This window comes from Haloglomus litoreum (assembly GCF_029338515.1).
Lineage (GTDB): Archaea > Halobacteriota > Halobacteria > Halobacteriales > Haloarculaceae > Haloglomus > Haloglomus litoreum.
The window spans coordinates 4,161,999-4,185,053 of sequence record NZ_CP119988.1; the positions used below are offsets into that span (position 1 = coordinate 4,161,999).

A 23,055-nucleotide genomic window follows, 5' to 3' on the forward strand; every position below is an offset into this window, starting at 1 on the left:
TCGGCAAAACGGTGCGTTTCAGCCCATCACGTCGCGGATCGCCTCCGTTATCGTGTCCTCGCCGGGGATGACGAACTCCTCCTCCGGCGGACTGTACGAGACGGGAACATCCGCTCGCGTCACGCGCTTGACCGGCGCATCCAGATGCCAGAAGGCCGCATCGGAGATACGGGCGGCGATATCACCGGCCGTCCCACAGGTGCGGTTCGTGGCGTCGACCACGACCGCCCGGTTCGTCTTCTCGACGCTCTCGAGGATGGTCTCCTCGTCGAGCGGGAGGAGCGTCCGAGGATCGACGACCTCGACGCTTATCTCCGGGTCGAGACGCTCGGCAACGGCCAGTACGTCCGGGACCTTCTCACCGATCGCGACGACGGTCACGTCCTCACCCTCGCGTTTGACATCGGCCTCGCCGAGCGGGATCGTGTAGTGCTCGTCCGGAACCTCCGACCGATTGCCGATCACGGGCGCGGGCCAGAACACCATCACCGGGTCGTCCTCGGCAACGGCGCTCCGGAACAGTCCCAGCTGGTCGTAGGGGGTGCTCGGCACGACGGTCTTGACACCGAGGTTGAGCAACGAGGGATACGGGTTGTCGGAGTGCTGGGCCGCACTTCCTCCGGGGGTCCCCGCCTGCGGGACGGTGATGGTGAGCGGAATCGAGACCTGTCCATGGGTCATGTGCCGGAGCTTCTGGGCGTTGTTGACGAGTTGGTCCATCGCCATGTACGCCATCGTGTTGATCTGGTACTCGATGATCGGCCGCTTGCCGTCCATCGCCGCCCCGATGGCCAGCCCGTGGAACCCCTGTTCGGAGATCGGCGCGTCCCACACCCGCTCCTCACCGAACTCGGCGACTAGGTCGCGGGTCGTCCCCATGAGTGCGTGCTGGATGTCCTCGCCGACGACGAAGGTGTCGTCGTAGTCGGCCAGCGATTCCTGATACGACTGGATGATCGTCGAGATGTAGCTCTGGTCACTCATGTCAGTACTTCTCCGCGGGGAAGTCCGGGTACGACTGTTCGGCATAGGTGTACTCGGGGGCTCGGTCGCCAGGCGGGTAGTCGCTCTCGAGCGCGAACTCCGCTGCGTCCTCGATCCGTGCCTCGACATCGGCGTCGATCCCGTCGAGCGTCTCCTCGTCGAGCACGTCCGCTGCGACGAGGGCCTGCCGGAACGTGTCTATCGGGTCGCGCTCGTCGCGCCACCGCTCGATCTCGGCCTCGTCCCGGTACGGCCGGTCCCGGAGCAGGTCCTTCTCGCCCGAGAAGTGGCCCTCGTACCGGTACGTCTCGCACTCGACCAGTCGCGGGCGGCTGGTCTCACGGGTCGTCTCGACGGCCTCGCGGACGGTGTCGTACACCTCGAGGACGTTTTGGCCGTTGATCGTCTCGCCCGCCATGTCGTAGCTGGCAGCCCGGTCCGAGATGCGGTCACCAGCGACGGCGTCCTCCTGACTGGTGCTGACGCCGTACTGGTTGTTCTCACAGAGGAACACGACCGGTAGGTCCCAGATGGCGGCCATGTTCATCGTCTCGTGGACGACACCCTGGTTCGAGGCCCCGTCGCCGAAGAACGAGACAGACACCCGGTCGTCACCGTCCAGCTTCGAGCTGAACGCCGCCCCCGCCGCGTGGGGGACGCTGGCACCGACGATGGCGTTGCAGCCGAAGATACCCAGGGAGAAATCGACCATATGCATCGATCCACCCCGGCCGCTGTTCAGCCCGGTCTCCTTCCCGGCCAGTTCCGCCATCATCCCGTCGATGTCCGCTCCCTTCGCGAGTACGTGCCCGTGCCCACGGTGCGTACTCGCGATGACGTCGTCGTCACCGAGTGCCAGGGAGACGCCCGTCGCGACCGCCTCCTGACCGAGATAGAGGTGGATCGGGCCGGGGATCTCTCCAGCACTACTCAACTCGCTGGCCGTGTGTTCGAACTCGCGGATCTCGCGCATCATCCGGTACATGCGCCGCAACAGGTCCGGGTCCCGGTCCGACAGCCCGGCCTGCTGGCTTCGTACCTGTTCGGGAACGTCTTGGCTCATCTGGATTGGCCATTCCTCCCCGGCTGGTTTATAATTTGTGTGCCCCGGGGGAAGCGGAGATGAACACCGTCGGGCAGTAACGAGCCGCTCCTGCCACCGGGGAGCAGCCGAGGGGAATCCGGCCACGGCGCCCGTCCGCCCGCGGCTACCCCGATAGTGACACCACCGTCGCGCCGACCACGACCACAGCGGCTGCAACGCCCAGGCGAACGGTGACCCGTTCGAGTCGCTGGGGGAGGAAGAGGAACGACAGGACGACCACGAACAGCGGCATCGTCTGCAGGATCGGCACGACGATGACAACCGGAGCGACCTCGAGCGCGGCGTAATAGAGCGTCAGGCCGACCGATGCGGCGACGCCGGCACCGATGTACCACCGGAAGATGGGCTCGCCGATGGGAACCTCGAACGAGGAGTACAGCAGGACGTACGTACCGAAGCCGAGCGTCGCGGCCACCACCTTCACCATCACCCCAGGGAGGACCTGTGTTCCCTCGGCGAACCCCTGTGCGGCGAGGACCGGCTCGATACCGATCGAGGCCGCAGCCGCCAGGGGAACGACGAGCGAGGCGCCGATCTGTCGAAGCGACTGGTTCGGGGCGGAGGTGGCCGCCGTCTCCCAGGAGATGAACGCCACCCCACCGACGATGAGCAGGATTCCGAGGAGATGCGGCATCGTCAGTGTCTCGCCGAGGAGGAGTATCGCGAGCGCCGAGGCGAAGAACACGTTCGACGAGATGATCGGTGTCGTGCGACTCGCGCCGATCACCTCGATACTCTTGAACATCAGCACCCGCCCGACGAGCGAGCCGAACAGCCCCGCGCCCGCGAACGACGCCAACGAGATCGGCGTGAACAGCCCCTGATACGGCGGCGGATAGAGAACGAGCACGATGGGGACCAGGACGACGACGTTACACACCAGCGAGACGAGCATGACACCGACGACATCACCCTCCTCCGTTCCGAGCCGGACACACAGGTTCTGGACCGCGAACAACAGCGCGGCGCCAACCGCGAGCACGATACCGAGCGAGGCGGTCGTCAGTTCCATGAGATTCCCGGAGGCGCACCATCGCTGCTGCTCGTCACCGTGTTCCTGGGGCGTTCTCTGCACCCCATCGATGGCGACCGACTCCCACCGGCGCCGCCGGGTCGACGGGAGACTCGCAACGAGCGACGAGAGACCGCGCACCCACACTCGGCGGCCGGTGTCGTCCTACGATGGAGCATGGACGACCGTCACGGGGATTTCGGCGTTGAGTAACACGCCCTGGGTCACACTCCCGAGGAGTACCTTCCCCACCGTCGATCGTTTCCGGCCGCACATGACGATCTGGTCCGCGTCGATCTCGTCGGCGACCCCGAGGATCTCCTGCGCGGGGTCCGCGTGTGCACGGCGGACCTCCGTCTCGACCCCCGCAGCCTCCAGGTGCGACCGGGCGCGCTCGACGGCCTCGGGGATGTTCGTCTCGTCGTACCAGTCCTCGGACTGTACGATTCCGGCCTCCGTCGACACCTCCATCTTCTCGGTGACGTTGAGGATCGTCACCCGAACCGTGTCGGCGGCGTTCGGTAGCGACGTAACGGCGTTCGCCGCAGCCAGAGCACGGTCCACGTCGGTGTCGACGGGCAGCAGGACCTGTAGCATGCCCCCCTCTTTCGTTCGGGACGATAAAAATCGTCCGGCAGTTCCATGCCGGCGGCTCCCTCGTGTGGCGCCCCTGCTCGGAGCGTGCGCATCCAGGGATGGGGACCGTCGATGTACGGCTGGCGTAACTTCCGAGCAGAAATATTATATAGAGCGCGTGGTTTGTTGGCTGTGAAGGTATCACATACAATGGAGCGGGACTCAGCAGAACGTGGTCAGAGCGACGTGTCGAATCGAATCAGTAGACGGCGATATCTCCAGGCAGCGGCGGCAGGCGGAGCACTGTCCCTCGCAGGATGTACCGGGGACGGTGGCGACGGCGGCGGTGATGGTGGCGACGGCGGCGGCGGTGATGGCGGCGGTGGCGGCGGTGGCGGCGGTGGCGGCGGTGGCGGCGGTGGCGGCGGTGGCGGCGGCCCGACGGAGCTCGTCATGAGTATCCACCAGCAGGGGACGAACGCGTTCGCTCAGGGACAGGCCCAGGCGACGGTCGTCAACGAGAACAGCGACGAGGTCCAGCTGGACGTCCGCCCGAGTGGCAGCGTCCGCGAGAACATCGGGAAGTTCTCGCGGGACGAGGCCGACATCGCGTTCATCGGGAACTGGGAACTCGCCAATCTGCTCGCGGGGAACGAGCCGTACAGCGGGATCGATGTCAACCCCCAGCAGATGTTCAACTACAACTACGCGACCTGGCTCCTCATCACGAACGACGAGAGCGTCGAGACGATCGAGGATCTCGACGGGAAGGCCATCGGGGCCGGGCCGGACGGTGCCGCCGTCAACCAGATCATCAAGCGGATCTGTGACAAGTACGGGGTCGACGCCGAGTTCCCGAGTCTCTCGTTCGGTGACTTCCAGGGCGCATTCAGCGAGGGCGTCATCGACGCCGCGGTGGTCACGCTCGTCAACTTCGAGGTCGTGGTGCCGTGGCTCGAACAGATCATGGCGGGTGAGAACACGTACGTCGTGGAGTGGCCCGACGGGGGCACCCAGATCCAGAACGACAGCCTCATCTCCTCCGTCCAGTGGTCGCCGGACCAGATGCCGGACTTCGACAGGACGCCCGGCGGTGACTACACCGGCTGGGCGGTCGGGTTCTTCCTCGCCACGCAGGAAGACGTCCCCGAGAGCGCTGTCTCGGCGATCCTGAACACGACGAACGAGAACCTGGACGCACTGAAGGAAGCCAACAGCGCGTTCTCCTTCCACGAGAACATGGAGTACTGGACCAAGTCGTTCTACCCCGACGGCGACATCCACCCCGCCGCGGAGGCGTTCTACCAGGAGAACGGCGGACTGTAACTGATTACGGCCGCTCCGTTTCGGGCGTAATCGGCCTCGACGAGGCCCCCTGCTCGTTTCGGTGTCGTGGCCGGACGGCCCGGCTCCGAGAGATCGACCGAGCGACGCCGACACCGGCAGTGACACGGCTCCGTGGCGGGTCGGTTCCCGCGTCCGCCTGAGCACAAGTTTTAATCCCTCCGCAAGGAAGGAGTGAGTACATCTCATGATTAGTGACTCAGGTATCAGAGAGAGATTCGATTTGGACTCGCTTGGCAACGCGGTCATGTACCTCGTCAGCATCTACCTCGTCGGCCTGCTGCTCTGGTACGCCTTCACGCTCGGGATCAACCGGACCAGATATCTCAATCTCTTCCTCGGGCCCGGACTGTTCCTGTTCTACATCAGCCAGTTCCGGAGCGCCGACGTTTCCCTCACGGGGGATGGGGGAGTGATGCAACAGGTCTCGGCACGGCTTCCCGGTACGAACCTGGTCAGGAAACTCATCGTCTACTCCTATCCGCTCCTTGGGCTCCTTTCGATCGCGTTCTCGGTGTACGTCGAGCTCAACTTCACTCGGATCCAGACGCGGGTCCCCCTCGCCGGCATGTCGACGGCCGACCTCTACGTTGGCATCCTCATCATCCTGCTCACCCTCCACGCGACGAAGGCCGCCTTCGGATGGATCATCTCGATGTTCACCGTGACCGCGGTCGCGTACGGCTTCCTCGGACCGTGGATGCCCGGAATCTTCCGGCACTCGGGGATGGACATCAGCCAGGTCGTGTTCCTCAACACGATGAGCCTCAACGGTGCGTACGGGTTCATCCCACGGGTCGGGACGACGTGGGTCGCGATCTTCATCGTCTTCGCGGGGATGGCCAAATCGCTCGGCCTGCTGGACTACGTCATGGATATCGGGGAGGAGATGGGCTCGAAGGTCCGCACCGGGATCACCCACGTCGCGGTGGTCTCGAGTTTCATCGTCGGGTCGATGACCGGGGCTGCCGCAGCCAACACCGCGACGACCGGGACCTTCACCATCCGACTCATGAAGAATCAGGGCGTCAAGGACCAGTACGCTGCTGCGATCGAGAGTGTCGCCTCCTCCGGGTCGCAGATCCTGCCGCCCGTGATGGGCATCGCCGCGTTCCTGATGGCACAGATCATCGGGGTCCCCTATCTGGAGGTCATCCGAGCGGCCATCCTTCCCGCGCTCCTGTTCTTCCTGTCGGTCGCGATCATCATCCACCTGTTGATACTCCGACACGACTGGACCATCGAGGTGTCGGAGGAACCGATCGACTACGATGTGTTCAAGCGGGGCTTCCACTTCATCATCCCCATCGGCGTGTTGCTGTTCACGCTCGTCGTGATCCGGATGACCCCGCTGGGTGCTGGCCTGTACACGATCCTGTCGCTGCTCGTCGTGCAGTTCCTCTGGACGGTCTACGACGACGGCATCAAGGTCGATACGTTCATCGACCTGGCAGCCTCGTATCTCGAGGGGATCAAGGAGGGAGCGCTGGAGATGGTGCCACTGCTCGGCGTCCTGGGTGCCCTCGGTATCGTCGTTCAGATGATCACGCAGACCGGGCTCTCCGGAAAGATCAGTGCCCGGATGCTCGGGCTGGCTGGCGGGGTGTTCCTGCTCCTGCTCGTGTTCGCGATGCTCACGAGCCTCCTGTTCGGCCTCGGGATGCCGACGCCGGCCGCCTACATCCTGGTCGTGTTCCTCGTCGCACCGTCACTGGTCGAGTTCGGCGTCCAGCAACTCACCGGACACCTGTTCGTGTTCTACTTCGCGATGCTCTCGGCAATCACGCCGCCCGTCGCCCTCTGTTGTGCGATCGCCTCTCGGATCGCGGACTGTAGTTTCATGGGCACCTGCAAGCAGGCCCTCCGGATCGGCGCCCCCGCCTTCGTGCTGCCGTTCGTGTTCGTCTTCAACGACTCCCTGATCTTCTGGACGATCCCCCGGACCCCCGTCGTGTTCCTGGCGGCCGTCTTCGGATTCGCGCTGCTCGCCATCGGGATGGCGGGCCACAACTCCGTGAAGCGGATCTCACTGGTTCCGAGGGTACTGTACATCGCGCTCGGGATGGGCATCCTCCTCGGTCCGGACATGGTGATGCTGGGTGCGGGCGTGGCCGCGATCGTCCTCCTGATCGGTGACCTGGTCGGCGTCACGAAGGTCCAGGGGATACTGAGCAGATAGTGGTCCAGGGCTAACACCTTCCGTCCCCTTGCGGGGAGATTCGCAGGCCACTCGAAATCTATTTGGTGCCATGCCCTGACACGGTTCGTATGAGTGGAGAGCTCACAGCCGAGCAGCAGATGCTGGTGGACATCGCACACGACATCACCGAGGACTTCGGTGAGTCGTACTTCCGCGAGAAACGGCTCGAGGACGAGGAGCCGCTCGAGTACATCGACGCACTCGCGGACGCGGGCTTCTTCGGGATCCCCATCCCGACCGAGTACGGTGGCGAGGGGATGGGCATCGAGGAGCTGGTCTACGCGATCGAGGCCCTCTCGGAAGCCGGCGGCTGGATCATCGGGAGCCGGTTCACGCTCAACACCGTCTTCGGCGGCATCGTGCTCTCGAAGTACGGAACCGAGGAGCAGAAGGAGGACCACCTGTCGGCGCTGGCGAGCGGCGAGCGGAGCTGGGCACTGGGCGTAACCGAGCAGAAGGCCGGTTCGAACATGCTCAACACGCAGACGTTCGCCGAGCGGGACGGCGACGAGTTCGTCATCAACGGCGAGAAGATCTTCAACTCCGGACTCGACCACGCCGAGGGGTACACCTTCCTCGCCCGGACGAAGAAACCCGAGGAGGCAGACAGTCGAACGGACGGCCTCACGGTGTTCCTGGTCGACCCGGACGCGGACGGGATCGAGTACGAGCCCGTCGGACTCGACATCTACTGGCCGGCCGGTGAGCGGACGTTCACCGTCCACATCGACGACCTGCGGGTCCACGAATCACAGGTCATCGGGGAGGTGCACGGCGGAATCCAGCCCATCTTCGACGTGCTCAATCCGGAGCGTATCAGCGTCGCTGCCGAGCACATCGGACGGGGACGCTGGGTGCTGGACCAGGCAGTCCAGCGGGCGAAGGACCGGGAGGTCTGGGGCGAGCCCATCGGGGCCCACCAGTCTATCCAGCACCCGCTAGCGAAGTCCTACGCGAACCTCGAGACGGCGATGACGATGACGACGCGGGCCGCCCGCGCCTTCGACAACGGCTACGACAACGTCGGCGAACTATCCAACATCGCCCACTACAAGGCCGGCGAGGCCGGCTTCGAGGCTGCCGACAGCGCACTCGAAACGTTCGGTGGAGCGAGTGCGACGGAGGACTACGGGATCGCTGCGGTCTGGAGCTACGCTCGCCACCAGCAGATCGCCCCCGTGACCGATCAGATGAAGCTGAACTACATCGCGAACAACGTCCTCGGACTGCCTCGGTCGTACGGAACCTGAGACCGCGAACCAGGGAGGAACGCGCGGTCGCGCGAGTCAGAGATCGAGGATCTCCCGAGCCTCGTCCGGCGTCGCCACGGGGCGGTTGAGTTCGTCGGCGATCCTCGCGGCACGGCGGACGAACTGGGCGTTGCTCTCCACCGGTTCCCCCCTGTCGTAGAAGACGTTGTCCTCCATCCCGACGCGAACGTGCCCCCCCATCGACATGGCCATCGTGGTCAGCGGGAGCTGGTGCCGGCCGACAGCCAGACACTGCCACTCCGCCTCGTCCGGCAGGTTGTCCACCGTGTTGACCAGATTCCGTGGCTTCGCCGGGATACCGTTCTGCATGCCGAAGACGAGTGAACACCAGTACGGCTCGGCGAGGAGCCCTTCCTCGATCAGGTGGTTCATCTCGGGGATGTTCCCGTTGTTGAAGATCTCCAGCTCGGGCCTGATACCGTGGTCGAGCATCCTCTCGGCGTACAGTTCGTTCTGCTCTCGCGTGTTGAGGGCGTAGGTGTCGTAGCCGAAGTTGAGCGGGCCGAGGTCGATCGTCGCGAGGTCCGGCTGGGGCTCGACCTCCAGCGCGGGACGGAGCCGGTGTTCGCCGAGTTCGAACCCGCCGGTGGTGAAGTTGACGAGGATATCGTCGCAGTGGTTGTCGATCAGGTCACGGATCTCTTGGAACTTCTCGACGGAGGTCGTCGGCTCGCCATCCTCGTCCCGGGCGTGGATATGCGCTATCGACGCCCCGGCCTCCTCACAGGCGGCGAGATCGGTCGCGATCTCCTCGGGTTGCTCCGGGAGGTTCGGGTTGGCTTCCTTCCCCTGCGCACCGCCCGTCAGCGCGACACTGAGGATGACCGGCTTCTCGAAGTAGTCGCTGTACCCGTTGTACGGCATGGGTAGATGGTACATATGCAGCAGTATCAGTATTTCCATCAGATGTCTGTCGTATCCATCACGGAGTCAGTGGCTCGCCGGGAGGCAGGCACCAGCACTCACCGTGGATGTGGGAAAACGGTAGGATCTCTCGCGTGGCCGGCACTCAGGAACCGCTCGACTCTGCGGGGCTGTTCTTGATGAGCTGGCCGTCGTCCCGTGCCTCCTTGAGTTCGTCCGAGAGCCGCTCGGGCCGCCACATCTTCTCCGTGGAGTTGATCATCTCGAGTTCCACGTCCTGGACGCACTCGATCTCCAGTATCTCCCGTTCTGCGTCCTTCATGATCTGGCCCATGTACAGACACATCGGCGACGTCGGGAGCAGGCGGACCGACACCGACTCGTCATCGACCGACACCTCCTCGACCAGTCCGAGTTCGACGATACTGACCGGACTCGCAGTATTGCAACTGCACGGGTCGAGGACGTTGTCCAGCCGCTGGACGACGCGGTCCTGGGTCGAGCGACCCTCCACCGACATATCAGTCATCACCCGCTGCTGGCTGGTTGGTCCCGGCACCGTGTTCGACATCGACTCCGGCACACGCCCAGGGGTCGGGGCGCCCCTCCTTCTCGAGTCGCTTGGCCCACTTGTCGTTCTGGACGTGGTCCCGGAGTTCGTCGGCGTCCCAGTCGTAGAGGTCGAGCAGGTTCTCGCCCAGGATTCCCCGTTTCATCTCGTCGGTCAGTTCGGGATAGCCGTACTCCTCCTGCATATCTTCGGGGAACTGGTAGTCCCAGAAGGCCTCGATGTACTGCTGGCCGTGCACGAGCGGGACGCCCGTCGCCCAGATGATCTTGCTCGGGTCGCCGTGCAGAACCAGTTCGCCGAGCACCTCGGCGAACCGCCTGGGCTGGAGCGCGAGGATGCCCAGCGAGAGTTCGAGATTGAGCCAGATGTTGTCGAAGTTCGCCGTCATCGGCTTGATCTCGTGGATGTAGTGGATGTCCGGGTGGAGCAGTTCGAACTGGATATCCGGGTACATCGCGGCGATCTCGGCGACGTCGTTCGGGTCGACGTTGTGGATACCGACCGGACCGAGGGGCAGCACCTTGTGGGAACCGATGTGTTCGATGCCCAGTTCGTGGGCCTTCTCTACGATGGGGAGCAGGTCGTCGTCGAGTCGCAGTTCCCGGACCCGGCCGTCGCTCCGGTAGTACGTCGGATACGTTTTGAACCCGTCAACGTCGTACTCCTCGACCTGGCGCTCCATCTCCTCGATCGCGTTCGACGCCAACGGGTCGACATCGCCCAGGAGTTTCACGCGCTTCGGGTTGTTCTCCTTCAGTTTGACGCCGGTCTCCAGCGACGAGTACCCGTCGCGGAACAGGTCGTAGATCGGCGTCGAGTGGTACACCCCGAAGTCGATGTCGGTCTCGAGGAAGGTCGCCTCCTGGATCTCCTCGGCGCTCCAGTTCCGGCACCACTGTTCCCTGGAGTGAGCGAGCTCCGGGTCCAGGGCCTGTCCCTTCTGGAGCTCCACGATGTTCTCCATCAGTCGTTCCGCCTGTTCGTTCCGTAGGTTCTCGGAGGAGTTGTTCAGGGAGTGGAGTACCCCGTCTCCGATGAGCATGTCCTTGTACATCTTACTGCCTCGTGCTAACGTTTAACGAGGATGTCTTAAACCCACAGGTTATCGGAGGTTTTTTCATTACATTCATCCAGGCAGCGTTCTCGGTCAGGGTCGCTCCTCCCCACGCCGACGGGTGGAGAGCTCGCCGCGAACGTTCCGTGACCCCCCAACTGCACTGACGGAATCGTACTAGCGACCCCATCGGTGAGCCGGGGAAACATATTTGATGGCGTGATTCCACGTTCGATGTGTAATGGTTCACGATACCAAGCCCTCGGAAGTTCCTGAGGACGGTCCGGATTCCGAGGGTGACGAACCAGGGGAGACGGAGGAACAGCGAGAGGAGATTCATTCGAGGCGAATCGACGGTCCGGATTCGTTCCTCAACGACCCCACGGAGCTCACCGATGGGGTCTATATCCTGGAGGAGTGTACGATCAACCCGCACCTCCGTGAGCTCAAGGCTGCGCAGAACCCGCAGTGGTTCAAACGTGGACACGAGTTCCACACCCCCATCAACACGTACCTCCTCACCGGGGAGGACGAGGCACTCCTGTTCGACACCTCCTCCCCGAACGTTCGGGACGCGATCACCACGGGAGTCAGAGCGGTGCTCGAGAAAGAGGACGTCGAGCTGTCCTACATCGTGCTCTCCCATGATGAGGCGGCACACGTGGGGAACGCGTATCCGATCAGTCGGGAAGCAGCCATGATCCACCCGGATTACCAGGAGAACGCGGATGACGTCTACGAACTCCAGCAGGAGCTGCACGCGACGTTGATCGCGCGGAAGCCGTCCCGGGTCGCCCCCGAGTTCCACTACTTCGACGACGCGAAACTGGTCGACCCCGGATACACGATCGACCTGGGCGGGCGCACCCTCGAGTTCATCGAACCGGTCTGGCAGGATGGGGCACCCACGCTGTGGATGTACGATCACAAGGACAAGGGGCTCTACTGTGTCGACTCCTACGGGTTCCCCCACTGTAGCGGCGATTGCACGAAGTGGGCCGACGAACTCGAGTTCCGGGTCTCACAGGACCAGATGATGGAGTACAACGGGCGGGCCTTCCGGTACATCCCGAACTGCAATCCGTGGAAGATCATCGACCAGCACAATCACCTGCACGACAGCTACGATATCGACTACATCTTCCCCGCTCATGGACAGCCGATCCGGGAGGAGATCGACCGATACCGTGGGCTGATGGATTCGATGGTCGAGCGCATCGCGAGGGACGGGTCCCTCGGAACCGAGTACGTCAGTGCTGAAGAACTGACCGACATTTCATTCTGATACAATGGCCAGACAAATCACCGACAGCCTGTACTGGATTCACGAATGCACCGAGGCGCCCGACGCGGACCACCACGTCCACTCCTCGCTGTACATCCTCGAACACGAGGACCGTCATATCCTCCTCGACGACGGGCCCTTCCTGCACGCTGAAGGACTGAAGGAGAGTGTCGAGGACATCACGGGGCCGGAGGGGCCGGACGCGAACTTCGTGTTCAAACCCCACACTCCCCACTCCGGGAACACGGGCCACTTCAAGGAGACGTGGGAGAACATGGAGGTCGTCTTCCCGATCGGCGGCGCCAAGGTGTCCGGAATCCCCACCCCGGTGACCGGCTTCGACGAACTCGTCGGCCCCATCTCCATCGAGGGCCGGGAGATGTCCCTCACCGAGGTTCCGATCATCGACGTCCAGACGACGACCTGGGTCTTCGACGAGGTCGACAACATCTGGTTCACGCTCGAGGGCTTCGGCTACTTCCACGAGGGGGACCAGTGCAACCTCGTCTCCAACGAGTACGGTGAGGGGATCCAGTACCCGTACGTCGCGGACTACTACGCGGACGATTTCGTCGCCTGGGCGAAGTACGTCGATGCCGAGCGGTGCGTCTCGCGCATCCAGTCACTGCTCGAGAAATACGAACCCGAGGTCATCGCCCCCGCACACGGCGCTCCGCTCGTCGGCGACGATATCGACCACTACATGCGCCAGTTCGCCGAGGCGATGGAGGTCAAGGACGAGGCGTTCGAACTTCCACCCTACGGTGAGTACCAGACGAAGGCCTAGTAGCCGTTCTGCTCGGGAAGGGACAGCGAGGCCAGGCATCCCCGAACTCCCCACTCGTCGATTGTCGCTGGGGACCGGGGCTGTGCCGATCGACCGGGAGCGACGACAGGCGGCGGCGCTGAGGGCCTCTCGGCAGTATCACCCCCCAGATTTATCGGTCAGTATGAGAACAGTCCTCTGTAATGCCAGAACAAGACAACGGTGAGCGACTCTCCAACCCGTCCATACTCAAATCGCGGTTCGAGGAGACGGAGGCGGGGAAACGATTCCTGGGCGTCCACAGACGCGGCCCGAACAAGGTCGAGAACGAGTACGTCGTCACGGACGGCGGAGAAACGCTCCGGCTGACCACCCGAAGATACAACGAGGAGGGCGAGGTCGTCGAGGAAGCGTCCAGGGAGTGGGAACTCGCTGCGGACTCACAGCATGTCGCGGAGTCCGGCGAACCGGTCAAGGTCTTCTGTCAGTCCGACCATTTCTCGGGGGAGTTCTTCGGCCTCGCTGGCGGAGGCGTCGAGTAAGCCAGGTTCGATCTCGGACGGATCCATCGGCGGTGACGCACGTTCGAACACGCCATGGCCGCTGCATGTGGGTACCGGCGTTCCTCGGAGCGGCAGACCCGTCGGGTTACCAGCCGTGTGCGTCGTAGACGCCCCTGACAACGGCGATCTTCGTCTCCTCGTCGTCGAAGACCTCCACGTGGACGGTCCCCGCCGACCGGGAGACGCGCTCCACTTCGGCCTCGGCGAACAGGACGCCGGTTCCAGCGTCCAGGTAGTCCACCCGCATGTCGATGGTCGGTGGAGGGCTCTCTATCAGCGACATCATCGCCGCACCACCCACGGTGTCCGCGAGGGCGAAGGTGACACCACCGTGAGCGATCGTCCTGTCCGAATGGCCGGAGAGCTCCCGGCGCAGATCCAGTCGGCCCGCTGCCTCTCCGTCACCGATGGCGGTGATCTCGATGCCGAGAAGACTCACTAGCGGGGTCGAGTTGATGAACTCCTTCGTACTGTCTTCCATGGCGAGGTACTGCAACAGACCGCATACTCTGCCTAAAGGTTTGTCGTCACCCCCCACCCAGGCCGACCGATCCGACCAACCCGCGAATGCATAAGTGAGATTATACATCTTCGCTGTCAAAAAAGATTTAATATGTGATTGGGCATTCGACTTCCATGGACTTCGTATCCGGTGGAACCATCCGTAAGCTGTGGAGCGACCGAGTGACCACCTCGGGAGACGACCTGTTCCTGATCTACGAATCGGCCGAGGGCGACGAGGCAGCGTTCTCCTACGAGGAGTTCAACGACCGCATCGACCGGACGGCACGGGCGTTGCACGACGAACTCGGCGTCCGGAAGGGCGACCACGTGGCCATCCACCTCCCGAACTGCCCGCAGTACCTCCAGGCCTGGTTCGCGCTGATGAAACTCGGAGCGGTGACGGTCCACTCGAGCACCCAGCACACGCCCCGCGAGATCGAGCACACGCTCGACATCGCGGATGCGGAGCTGCTGATCACGGAACCGGATTTCGAGGACGATATCCGGGCAGGGATCGAGAACACGGGGATCGACGAGATCGTGTGGGCGCGTGAGGAGAAGATCGAGGAGGAGCGGGACCTGCAGTTCTCGTCCCTCGTCGAGGGTGCCAGCGCGGACCTGCCGGAGGTGGAACTGGCGACGGAGGACCACGCCCAGATCCTGTTCACGTCGGGGACGACGAGCATGCCGAAGCCGGCACTCCACACCCACGCCAACCTGCTGTCGGGGGGTGAGCGAATCGCGAAGCACCTGGCCCTGCAGCCCTCCGACCGCAACCTGTCGTCGCTGCCACTCTACCACGGGAGCCCCCAGATCCTGTCGGTGTTCTGCTCGCTGACAGCGGGGGCGACCGCCATCTCCTACGAGGAGTTCAAGGCCTCGAAGTTCATGGATCAGGTCCGGAAGCACCGGGCGACGGTGACCACCTGCATCGGCACGCAGGTCCGCGCGCTGATGGCCACCACCGAGGAGGACACCGACGGCGACAACGACCTGCGCCACGCCTTCACCGCGTTCAACGTGCCCCAGGACGTGAAGGAGGGGTTCGAGGACCGGTTCGATGTCACCCTGCTCAACTCCTACGGGTGCACCGAGGCCCTCATCCTGTTCACGCTCGCCCCGCTGTACAACGAGCGGAAGTGGCCGTCCATCGGTCGGCCCCTACAGGGACGGGACCTCTACATCCTGGACGATGACGGGAACGAGGTCGAAACCGGGGAGCGCGGAGAGATCGCGGTCGACGGGAAGCGGGGCCGGACGGTGCTGAAGCGGTACTACAACATGCCCGAGAAGACCGAGGAGGCGTTCACCGAGGAGGGGTGGTTCCTCACCGGTGACTTCGGCCGCTTCGACGAAGACGGGTTCCTGTACTTCGTCGACCGCAAGAAGAACATCATCGAGACCCGCGGAGAGAACGTGAGCGAGGCCGAAGTCGAGGAGGTTCTCGAGGAACACACCGGCATCGAGGAGGTCGCAGCGGTGGGGATTCCCCACGAGATCTACGGGGAGGTCGTGAAGGTCCACGTCAAGCTGCTCGATGAGAGTCTCACCGAGGCCGACGTCCGGGAGTACGCAGAGGAGAACCTGGCGAGCTTCAAGATCCCCGAAGAGATCGAGTTCGTCGACGAGTTCCCGCGGACCAGTATCGGGAAGATCGAGAAGAGCGAGCTCCGCGGCGAGAAGTAGGCAACAGCCCCGTCCCGAGTCGGGCTCACCGATCGCTGTTCCGGCAGACCGCCGGCCCCATCACTCCTCGAAGACGAAGGCCGCTGTCCCGTCCGCACACCGGCCATCGTCGGATTCGGTCCACACGTCGAACTCGATGCGACCCGCGTTCTCGTCGATGGCGGTGACCTCGGCGTTGGCGACCAGCGTCTCGTCGGGCATCGCCCGGCCGACGTTACTCCAGCCGAGTTCGGCCAGCCGGCCCTCGGCTGGCAGGCGGTCGAGGAGCAGCTGCTGGATCGAGGCGCCGTGGAGATGCGCCTGAACCAGCACATCAGGGTGTCCCTCCACCTCCCGTGCGTACTTCGCGTCGTAGTGGATCCGGTGGGGGTTCCACGTCATCGCACTGAACCGGAACAGCTGTGGCCGCGTCGGCTCCTTCTCGAGACGGAGACGGTCACCCACCGCGAAATCGTCGAGGTGACTCATTGCCGGTCCCCCACGATGACGGTCTCGTCGCAGCTCATCACGCGAGTATCGCCGTCGGTGAAGTACTCCGAATGCAGTTCGATGAACGTGAGCTGTCCCATCGAATCACTGTCGCGCTGGTAGATGTCGGTGAGTGTCTCGTGGACCGTTATCTCCGCGCCAGCCGTAGCGTACGCGTCGATCGTCAGGTCCTGTCCGCCGCCCATGAGAATCGCATCCGGCGGCAGCTCGATGGGATACAGGTTCGGGTCGAGTCCGTCCTCGCGGAGGTCGTCGGCAGGGCTACCGGTCGACCGTTCGATGATGGCCGGCAGGAAGTTCGGCGGGACGACCAGGTCGTCGTAGCCGTGCTCGCGGGCCGCGTCCACGTCGTGGAAGAGGGGGTTCTCATCCTCCACCGCGCGTGCGTATCGACGGACATCCCGCCGGGTGATAGCTCCCACCTCGTGTTCTCTGGTCGTCCCGATCTCGTCCTCGTGCGCGTCAGGAACGAGCTGGGAGCTCATCGGCCCCCCTCCGTTCGTCCTTCCGGTCCGTAACCCGTCTCCATCAGGGAGCAGCCGCCCATGCGTCCGGGCGCGGGACGCTCTCCGACACGGTCGCCACACTCGGGAGTCGAGCCGTCGACGTTCACTGGCATCAACAACATCGATGAGTCGCCCCAACCAAAAGCGTTCACCCCACACCGCCCGATCTCCGCGCCCGGAGTGATGGGTCCAGCTCACGCTCACCAATCGTCCTGCACTGGGAGTCGCGATGGATGGGGGACGGGGCGACGCTGACGACGGGCGTGCGAAGACTTAGCACAGACCCCCAACAATCGCTGGTGGAGAACCGATGCGGGTTCGGACAGCAGACGGTGAGGGCGGCCCGTCCAGTAGCCACGGGACTGAACAATGTATCGACTCCACACCAACAATGCCAGAGTACGACTTCGACGGGCAGGTCGCCTTCGTGACCGGCTCAGCACACGGAATCGGGCGTTCGATTGCACAGTACTACGCGAAGAACGGAGCGGACGTCGTCGCGACCGACCTCGCCGGGAACACCGACACGGTCCTGTACGACCAGGGTACCAACGAGGAACTGGAGGAGACGGCCAGCCTCGTCGAGAGCGAGGGGCAGGACGTTCTCACGCTCGGGATGGACGTCCGGGACGGTGCCCAGGTGGAGGCCGCCGTCGAGGAAGCGATCGACCATTTCGGACGAATCGACATCCTCGCGAACAACGCGGGTATCATCCAGTTCGAGTACCTGACGGAGCTGGACGAGGCGGAGTGGGACGACACGCTCGACACCAATCTGAAAGGCGCCTGGCTCTGTTCGAAGCACGTCGCCAACCACTTCATCGAGCGCGGCGGGGGCGGGAAGATCGTCTCGACGGCGTCGACCGCTGCACACGTCGGCCAGCTGGGCTGTGGCCACTACGCCGCCTCGAAACACGGGCTCAGTGGCCTGACGAAGACGTTCGCGATCGAGCTGGCCGAACACGACGTCAACGTCAACGCCGTCTCGCCGACGGCGACCGGGACACCGATGATCCCGGGGCTGATGGAGAGCTACGGCGAAGACACGCTGGAGAAGATCACCGATATCGGGGGCCCGTTCAATCTGTTCGACGTCGACGTGATCGAGCCCAGCGATATCAGCGAGGCGTACATGTGGCTCTCGAGCGACGCTGCGCGCTACGTCACCGGCGTCACCCTGCCCGTCGACGGCGGGTTCTCGGCGAAGTAACGGCGTACGAACGGACACTCGGCCATCCGGTCGCTGTGTCGCCGGCGACACGCGACCGATTCCCTTCCTTTCGACGACTGGGATGCTGGGGCCTCTCGGTGCCGGAACAGTCCGGAGCCCCGGTTGTTGCGTCGTCCCGAGTCAGGGGAGGACCTCCTGTCAATCAGCATCAAAAATAGTTAAGCTCCCGACTGTGCAACGCTAACACGGTTCATGATGTATGTACAACGACATGCTGGTCGGCGACGGAGTACTGCACGCGTACAATAACTCGTTCGAGAACGCACGGAACGAGACCGCCGAGAAGGTACTGGGGGACATCATGGGGCTTGCGAACGGAGGGTGTGCCCCCGGAACGGAGCATTCGGAGGCGCAGTGGTTCCGCAACTTCACCGCCGACGAGGTCGCGGAAGCCACGTTCCTCGAGAGCGATGTCGACTTCGGGGTGTACCACTCGACGCCCATCTTCGACTACTTCAAGGACGGCTACTCGTCGCTCGAGAGTGGCATCGAGATGCGCAACAACAACCCGAAGCGGGTGAAGTGCCTGGGCTGTGTCGACCCGCTCAGCTCGGACGCCACCGACGAGATGGAGCGGCAGGTCGAGGAGCTCGACGTGGACGGGTTCAAGTTCTATCCCTCGTTCTACCGCAACGGGGGGAAGGTCAAACCACTCCGCCTGGACGACGGCCTCCTGCCGCTGGTCGAGAAGGCCGACGAGCTGGGCGTGGAGAACGTCGCAGTCCACAAGGTGTTCCCGGTCGGTCCGGTCGGGCAACATCATCTGAGCGTCGGCGACGTGGCGGATACGGCGTCGATGTTCCCCGATCTGAAGTTCGAACTCCTCCACCCAGACCTGGCGTTCATCGAGGAGATCAAGCTGATGCTGGCGACCCACGACAACGTCTGGGCGAACCTGGAGTTCTCGACCGTGTTCATGTTCCTGCAGCCCCGGCGGTTCGCGGAGATCCTCGGGGAGCTGCTTCTCTGGGGGGATGCCGAGCGGATCCTGTTCAGCACCGGCGTCCCACTGGTCCACCCGCAGGCGCATATCGAGGCGTTCTGGAACTTCGAGTACCCGGACGATATGAAGGACGAGTACCCCGAGTTGACGGACGATCTCAAGCGGAAGCTCATGTCCGAGAACCTGCTCGACCTCTACGGCTGGGACGCCGACGAACTCAGAGCCCACGTCCAGGAGGACGGATGGGCGCAGCGACGTGAGGCAGAGGGCCGTCCGGAGCCGTGGTCGGGCGTCGAACTCGAAGCCGAAGCCGCGGCGGACGACTGACCATGACGGAGCTCCAGCAACGCGTCGTCGGCCAGCTCGAAACGGTGCTCGACCCGTGTAGCTGTATGACCGAACACCCGGTGAACATCGTCGATCTGGGACTGGTCGAAGCCATCGAGATCGACGGGGACTCCGTCGAGATCGAGCTCCTCCCGACGACCCCCATGTGCATGTACATGACCCAGATCATGGACGAGGTCGAGGACGAGGTCTCGAAGCTCGACCGCGTCGGAACAGTCACGGTGACACAGAACGTCGAAGACCTGTGGCGCCCGGACCGGATGGACGAGGACCTCCAGCAGGCCCGGGAGGAGCGGTTCGCCTCGGAGTTCCGGGAGCTCGGTGATTCGTAGGCAACGAAGCACGAGCGGCTGGCCCCCGACCAGTGGGAGTCCCCGTGACACGGACCGCGCTCTCCCGGTTCCGTCCGTCGGTGCGCTGCCGACGACCGCCACGGCAAAGAGTTAATGTGGGTTGTTGGCGAACGTCGGTTCATGCTTGACCTGAACGACGAGCAGCGGATGATCGTATCATCCCTCAGAGATATCTGCGAGGACAAGTTCGAGAAGACGGCGGCGGACTGGAACGGTGAGATGCCATGGGAGAACCTGCGGATCCTGGCCGACCAGGGGTTCTACGGCATCAACCTGGCCGAGGAGTACGGCGGCGGCGGGATGACCGAGTTCGAGGCCATCCTCGCGACGGAGGTCATCGGGCGCGTGTGTCCGCTGACGGCCTGGCAGTACGGCGATCAGCACCTCATCTCGCCACGGGCCATCGAGCACTTCGGCTCCGAGGCCGCGAAGGAGCGGTACCTGCCGCCCATCGTCAGGGCCGAGGAGCGCATCGGGGTCGGGATGTCGGAACCACAGGCAGGGTCGGACCTGAAGGCGATGGAGACGACGTTCGAGGACCGCGACGACGGGGACATCCTCGTGAACGGGGAGAAGATCTGGATGAGTTCGGCGCCCGAGTGCGTGGCCACCATCGTCTGGGGGATGTTCCCCGAGGGGATGGGAACCGTCATCATGGATCTGGACTCCGAGGGGGTCGAGTTCATCGGTGACTTCACGAACATGGCCGGGGAGGTGCAGTCACAGGTGGCGATGGACGACGTGGTCGTCCCGGAGGAGAACGTGCTGGTCCGCGGAGAGGACATGTTCAAGCGCCAGATGGAGGCCCTGAACTGGGAACGACTCGCCGGGGCGACCATCGCCAACGCCACGGCGCTGTGTGCGCTGGACCAGGCGATCCAGTACGCCAAGGACCGGGAGCAGTTCGGCCAACCCATCGGCGAGTTCCAGGGTGTCGGCTTCAAGCTCGCGGAGATGGTCACCGAACTCCAGGCTTCACGACAGCTCCTCTTCCAGACAGCCAAGAACGCCGTCGAACAGGGTCGGGTCCCCGACCCGATGGAGACACTGATGGCGAGCCTGTACGCCGCCCAGACCGCCGGAAAGGTCGTCGACGAGGCGGTCCAGATCCACGGCGCGAACGGCTACATGCAGGGCCACGACATCGAGTACCTGTACCGGTTCGCCCGCGGGTTCCGTATCGGCGGGGGCACGGACGAGATCCACAAGCGAGAGATCTCGAAGTTCGTACAGCGGGAGGGAGCTCCACGGCTCTGAGTCCACCACGCGTGGAAGCGTCCGTGAAGAACTGACCGGACAGGACGAGGCCGGGAACCCCGGTGCAGCAGTGCCTCCGTTCAGGCGAGTCCGATTTTCTCCTGGTAGGCGCCGTACTGGGTCTCGAAGACCTCCATGATCTCGCCCATCGTGGCGTAGGCTTTGACCGCATCGACGATGTACGGCATCGTGTTCTCGTCGCTCTCGATGGCTTCGGCCAGTGCCTCCAGCGTCGTTTCGACCTCCTCGTCGTCGCGCTCGTCCTTGACCCGCTCCAGGCGGGCGAGCTGGCGGTCTCTGGTTTCGTCGTCGACGTGCAGGATATCCAGGTCGGGGTCGTCGTCGATCTGGTACTGGTTGACGCCGACGACCACCTCATCGCCGGCGTCGACGCGCTGCTGGTACTCGTAGCTCGCCTCCTGGATCTCCCGGTGGAAATAGCCCGTGTCGATGCCCGCCAGCACCCCATCACGTACGGAGCCGTCGCCCATCTCGCGGATCTCCTCGATGTAAGCCATGATCTCCGCCTCCATCTCGTCCGTGAGTTTCTCGATCGCGAAGCTCCCGCCCAGCGGGTCCACCGTGTCGCCCACACCCGACTCCTCGGCCAGAATCTGCTGGGTCCGCAGGGCAACCCGCACCGCGTCCTCGCTCGGCAGCGCCAGCGCCTCATCGTAGGAATTGGTATGGAGACTCTGTGTGCCGCCCAGCACCGCGGCCATCGCCTGGACGGTCGTCCGGACGATGTTGTTGAGCGGCTGCTGGGCGGTGAGTGACTGTCCGGCGGTCTGGGTGTGGAACTTCAGGCGCTTCGACGCGTCCGCGTCGGCCTCGTACCACTCGTCCATGATGCGGGCGTACACCCGCCGGGAGGCGCGGAACTTCGCGACCTCCTCGAGCATCGAGTTGTGCGAGTTGAAGAAGAACGATAGCTGCGGCGCCACCTCGTCGACCTCGAGCCCACGGTCCATGGCATCCTCCACGTAGGCGAACCCGTCCGCCAGCGTGAACGCCGCCTCCTGCGCGGCCGTCGAGCCAGCCTCACGGATGTGATAACCCGACACCGACACTGGGTAGAACTTCGGCGTGTTCTCGACAGCGAATTCGATAGTGTCGGTCACGAGGTCGAGCGAGGGTTCGGGCGGGATGACCCACTCCTTCTGCGCGATGAACTCTTTCAGCATGTCATTCTGGAGGGTGCCACGCACCTGCTCGCGCGGCACGCCCTGCTGATCCGCCAGCGCCAGGTACATCCCGTAGATGACCGCCGCGCTCGGATTGATGGTGAAACTCGTCGAGACCTCGCCCACGTCGATACCGTCGAACAGCACTTCCATGTCCGCCAGCGTGTCGACCGCGACCCCCTCCTTGCCCACCTCGCCCAGACTCATCGGGTCGTCCGAATCCAGGCCCATGAGGCTGGGCATATCGAACGCGGTCGAGAGCCCCGTCTGCCCTTCGTCGATGAGATAGTGGAACCGCTCGTTGGTCTCCTCGGCCGTCCCGAACCCGGCGAACTGCCGCATCGTCCACGTTCGCCCGCGGTACATCGTCGGGTACGGGCCGCGGGTATAGGGCGGCTCACCCGGGTTGCCGAGGTCCGCCTCGTAATCCAGGTCTTCGACGTCCTCGGGCGTGTACAGCCGGTCGATCTCGTGGTTCGAGACAGTGACGAAGTCGTCCTTGCGCTCGCCGCCACGCTCCAACCACGGGTCCAGCGTCTCGGACTCCCACTCCGCACGGGACTCGCGGATGGAGTCCAGGTCCTCCTCGTCGAACATGTTCATCGATAACAAGCAGTACCCGAGTGAAGTATCCTTCTACTCCCACAGCGATTCGACTCACTGGAGACGGACCTCAGAGGGCAGAAGGCGAGTGGGGAATGACCGGTACCTTCCACCCGCCGGCTAACGACGGAAGCGGTACCGGTAGACACGAGGGACGTCGTATCTGCTGGTAGCAGGTGCTTGCGCCCTGCAGATAGCAAACTATTCGCATAGCGTATAAACTTACTCCCGAACGCCCGGGAGAGGTCCGCTTCGGGATGTCGGAGACGGGGAACGGAGCACACGATTCCCCTCGTGAGCCGCCACGAGCCGGGAGCACGTCTATCTCCCTCGCCGGTGTCCGTGGACGAACGGGC

General features: G+C 63.9%; 22 protein-coding genes. 11 read left to right on the plus strand and 11 right to left on the minus strand.

Annotated elements, in window-relative coordinates; all coding sequences use genetic code 11:
* Nucleotides 1–18: 18 nt before the first annotated feature.
* From P2T62_RS20775 to P2T62_RS20790, 4 genes are all read right to left on the minus strand, one after another.
* The gene (locus tag P2T62_RS20775) at nt 19–984 is read right to left on the minus strand and encodes an alpha-ketoacid dehydrogenase subunit beta (protein ID WP_276258931.1); all 966 of its coding nucleotides are present in this window, start codon (nt 982–984) and stop codon (nt 19–21) included.
* A gap of 1 nt (nt 985) precedes the next feature.
* The gene (locus tag P2T62_RS20780; RefSeq protein WP_276258932.1) at nt 986–2,047 is read right to left on the minus strand and encodes a thiamine pyrophosphate-dependent dehydrogenase E1 component subunit alpha; all 1,062 of its coding nucleotides are present in this window, start codon (nt 2,045–2,047) and stop codon (nt 986–988) included.
* Nucleotides 2,048–2,192: 145 nt separating this feature from the next.
* Nucleotides 2,193–3,101 carry a DMT family transporter gene (locus tag P2T62_RS20785; RefSeq protein ID WP_276258933.1) on the minus strand — a complete coding sequence of 303 codons (909 nt, stop codon included), beginning with the start codon at nt 3,099–3,101 and terminating at the stop codon, nt 2,193–2,195.
* Between the two features lie 165 nt (nt 3,102–3,266).
* Complete coding sequence (locus tag P2T62_RS20790) at nt 3,267–3,698, minus strand: universal stress protein (RefSeq protein WP_276258934.1); 432 nt, start codon at nt 3,696–3,698, stop codon at nt 3,267–3,269.
* A gap of 225 nt (nt 3,699–3,923) precedes the next feature.
* Between P2T62_RS20790 and P2T62_RS20795 the strand changes: the two genes are divergently transcribed.
* The 3 genes from P2T62_RS20795 (at nt 3,924) to P2T62_RS20805 (ending at nt 8,471) form a co-directional block, all read left to right on the plus strand.
* Nucleotides 3,924–5,003 (plus strand): TAXI family TRAP transporter solute-binding subunit, encoded by a 1,080-nt coding sequence (locus P2T62_RS20795; protein WP_276258935.1) that lies wholly within the window; start codon nt 3,924–3,926, stop codon nt 5,001–5,003.
* 205 nt (nt 5,004–5,208) lie between these two features.
* Entirely contained in the window at nt 5,209–7,200 is a 1,992-nt protein-coding gene (locus P2T62_RS20800) for a TRAP transporter permease (protein WP_276258936.1), read from the plus strand.
* Nucleotides 7,201–7,289: 89 nt separating this feature from the next.
* Nucleotides 7,290–8,471, plus strand: a complete 1,182-nt coding sequence (locus tag P2T62_RS20805; protein WP_276258937.1) for an acyl-CoA dehydrogenase family protein — start codon at nt 7,290–7,292, stop codon at nt 8,469–8,471.
* Nucleotides 8,472–8,507: 36 nt separating this feature from the next.
* Here P2T62_RS20805 and P2T62_RS20810 read toward each other — a convergent pair whose 3' ends face one another.
* The 3 genes from P2T62_RS20810 to P2T62_RS20820 all read right to left on the minus strand — a co-directional run bounded on the left by P2T62_RS20810 (nt 8,508) and on the right by P2T62_RS20820 (nt 10,981).
* Nucleotides 8,508–9,356 carry a beta-keto acid cleavage family enzyme gene (locus P2T62_RS20810; protein WP_276258938.1) on the minus strand — a complete coding sequence of 283 codons (849 nt, stop codon included), beginning with the start codon at nt 9,354–9,356 and terminating at the stop codon, nt 8,508–8,510.
* Nucleotides 9,357–9,501: 145 nt separating this feature from the next.
* A complete protein-coding gene (locus P2T62_RS20815) occupies nt 9,502–9,876 on the minus strand; it encodes a metal-sulfur cluster assembly factor (protein ID WP_276258939.1) in 375 nt (124 codons plus the stop codon).
* 1 nt (nt 9,877) lies between these two features.
* Nucleotides 9,878–10,981 carry an amidohydrolase family protein gene (locus tag P2T62_RS20820; protein ID WP_276258940.1) on the minus strand — a complete coding sequence of 368 codons (1,104 nt, stop codon included), beginning with the start codon at nt 10,979–10,981 and terminating at the stop codon, nt 9,878–9,880.
* 241 nt (nt 10,982–11,222) lie between these two features.
* On the opposite strand from P2T62_RS20820, the gene P2T62_RS20825 reads away from it, so the two are divergent.
* From P2T62_RS20825 to P2T62_RS20835, 3 genes are all read left to right on the plus strand, one after another.
* A complete protein-coding gene (locus P2T62_RS20825) occupies nt 11,223–12,266 on the plus strand; it encodes an MBL fold metallo-hydrolase (protein ID WP_276258941.1) in 1,044 nt (347 codons plus the stop codon).
* Nucleotides 12,267–12,270: 4 nt separating this feature from the next.
* On the plus strand, nt 12,271–13,053 hold the full coding sequence (locus P2T62_RS20830) for a hypothetical protein (protein ID WP_276258942.1): 783 nt from the start codon (nt 12,271–12,273) through the stop codon (nt 13,051–13,053).
* A 182-nt stretch (nt 13,054–13,235) separates the two neighbouring features.
* Nucleotides 13,236–13,574 carry a hypothetical protein gene (locus tag P2T62_RS20835; protein ID WP_276258943.1) on the plus strand — a complete coding sequence of 113 codons (339 nt, stop codon included), beginning with the start codon at nt 13,236–13,238 and terminating at the stop codon, nt 13,572–13,574.
* A gap of 106 nt (nt 13,575–13,680) precedes the next feature.
* Here P2T62_RS20835 and P2T62_RS20840 read toward each other — a convergent pair whose 3' ends face one another.
* Entirely contained in the window at nt 13,681–14,076 is a 396-nt protein-coding gene (locus P2T62_RS20840) for a PaaI family thioesterase (RefSeq protein WP_276258944.1), read from the minus strand.
* Between the two features lie 155 nt (nt 14,077–14,231).
* On the opposite strand from P2T62_RS20840, the gene P2T62_RS20845 reads away from it, so the two are divergent.
* Complete coding sequence (locus tag P2T62_RS20845; RefSeq protein ID WP_276258945.1) at nt 14,232–15,785, plus strand: AMP-binding protein; 1,554 nt, start codon at nt 14,232–14,234, stop codon at nt 15,783–15,785.
* Between the two features lie 60 nt (nt 15,786–15,845).
* Here the strand turns inward: P2T62_RS20845 and P2T62_RS20850 are convergent, their stop codons facing one another.
* A complete protein-coding gene (locus P2T62_RS20850) occupies nt 15,846–16,253 on the minus strand; it encodes an HTD2 family dehydratase (protein WP_276258946.1) in 408 nt (135 codons plus the stop codon).
* On the minus strand, nt 16,250–16,759 hold the full coding sequence (locus P2T62_RS20855) for a MaoC family dehydratase (protein WP_276258947.1): 510 nt from the start codon (nt 16,757–16,759) through the stop codon (nt 16,250–16,252). The genes P2T62_RS20850 and P2T62_RS20855 overlap by 4 nt, the downstream gene beginning before the upstream one ends.
* Before the next feature lie 412 nt (nt 16,760–17,171).
* On the opposite strand from P2T62_RS20855, the gene P2T62_RS20860 reads away from it, so the two are divergent.
* The 4 genes from P2T62_RS20860 to P2T62_RS20875 all read left to right on the plus strand — a co-directional run bounded on the left by P2T62_RS20860 (nt 17,172) and on the right by P2T62_RS20875 (nt 20,912).
* Nucleotides 17,172–17,990 (plus strand): mycofactocin-coupled SDR family oxidoreductase, encoded by an 819-nt coding sequence (locus P2T62_RS20860; protein ID WP_276258948.1) that lies wholly within the window; start codon nt 17,172–17,174, stop codon nt 17,988–17,990.
* 220 nt (nt 17,991–18,210) lie between these two features.
* The gene (locus P2T62_RS20865; RefSeq protein WP_276258949.1) at nt 18,211–19,281 is read left to right on the plus strand and encodes an amidohydrolase family protein; all 1,071 of its coding nucleotides are present in this window, start codon (nt 18,211–18,213) and stop codon (nt 19,279–19,281) included.
* Nucleotides 19,282–19,283: 2 nt separating this feature from the next.
* Nucleotides 19,284–19,634 (plus strand): metal-sulfur cluster assembly factor, encoded by a 351-nt coding sequence (locus P2T62_RS20870; RefSeq protein ID WP_276258950.1) that lies wholly within the window; start codon nt 19,284–19,286, stop codon nt 19,632–19,634.
* A gap of 141 nt (nt 19,635–19,775) precedes the next feature.
* Nucleotides 19,776–20,912 carry an acyl-CoA dehydrogenase family protein gene (locus P2T62_RS20875; protein ID WP_276258951.1) on the plus strand — a complete coding sequence of 379 codons (1,137 nt, stop codon included), beginning with the start codon at nt 19,776–19,778 and terminating at the stop codon, nt 20,910–20,912.
* An 80-nt stretch (nt 20,913–20,992) separates the two neighbouring features.
* Here P2T62_RS20875 and P2T62_RS20880 read toward each other — a convergent pair whose 3' ends face one another.
* The gene (locus tag P2T62_RS20880) at nt 20,993–22,693 is read right to left on the minus strand and encodes an acyl-CoA mutase large subunit family protein (protein WP_276261648.1); all 1,701 of its coding nucleotides are present in this window, start codon (nt 22,691–22,693) and stop codon (nt 20,993–20,995) included.
* Nucleotides 22,694–23,055 lie beyond the last annotated feature (362 nt).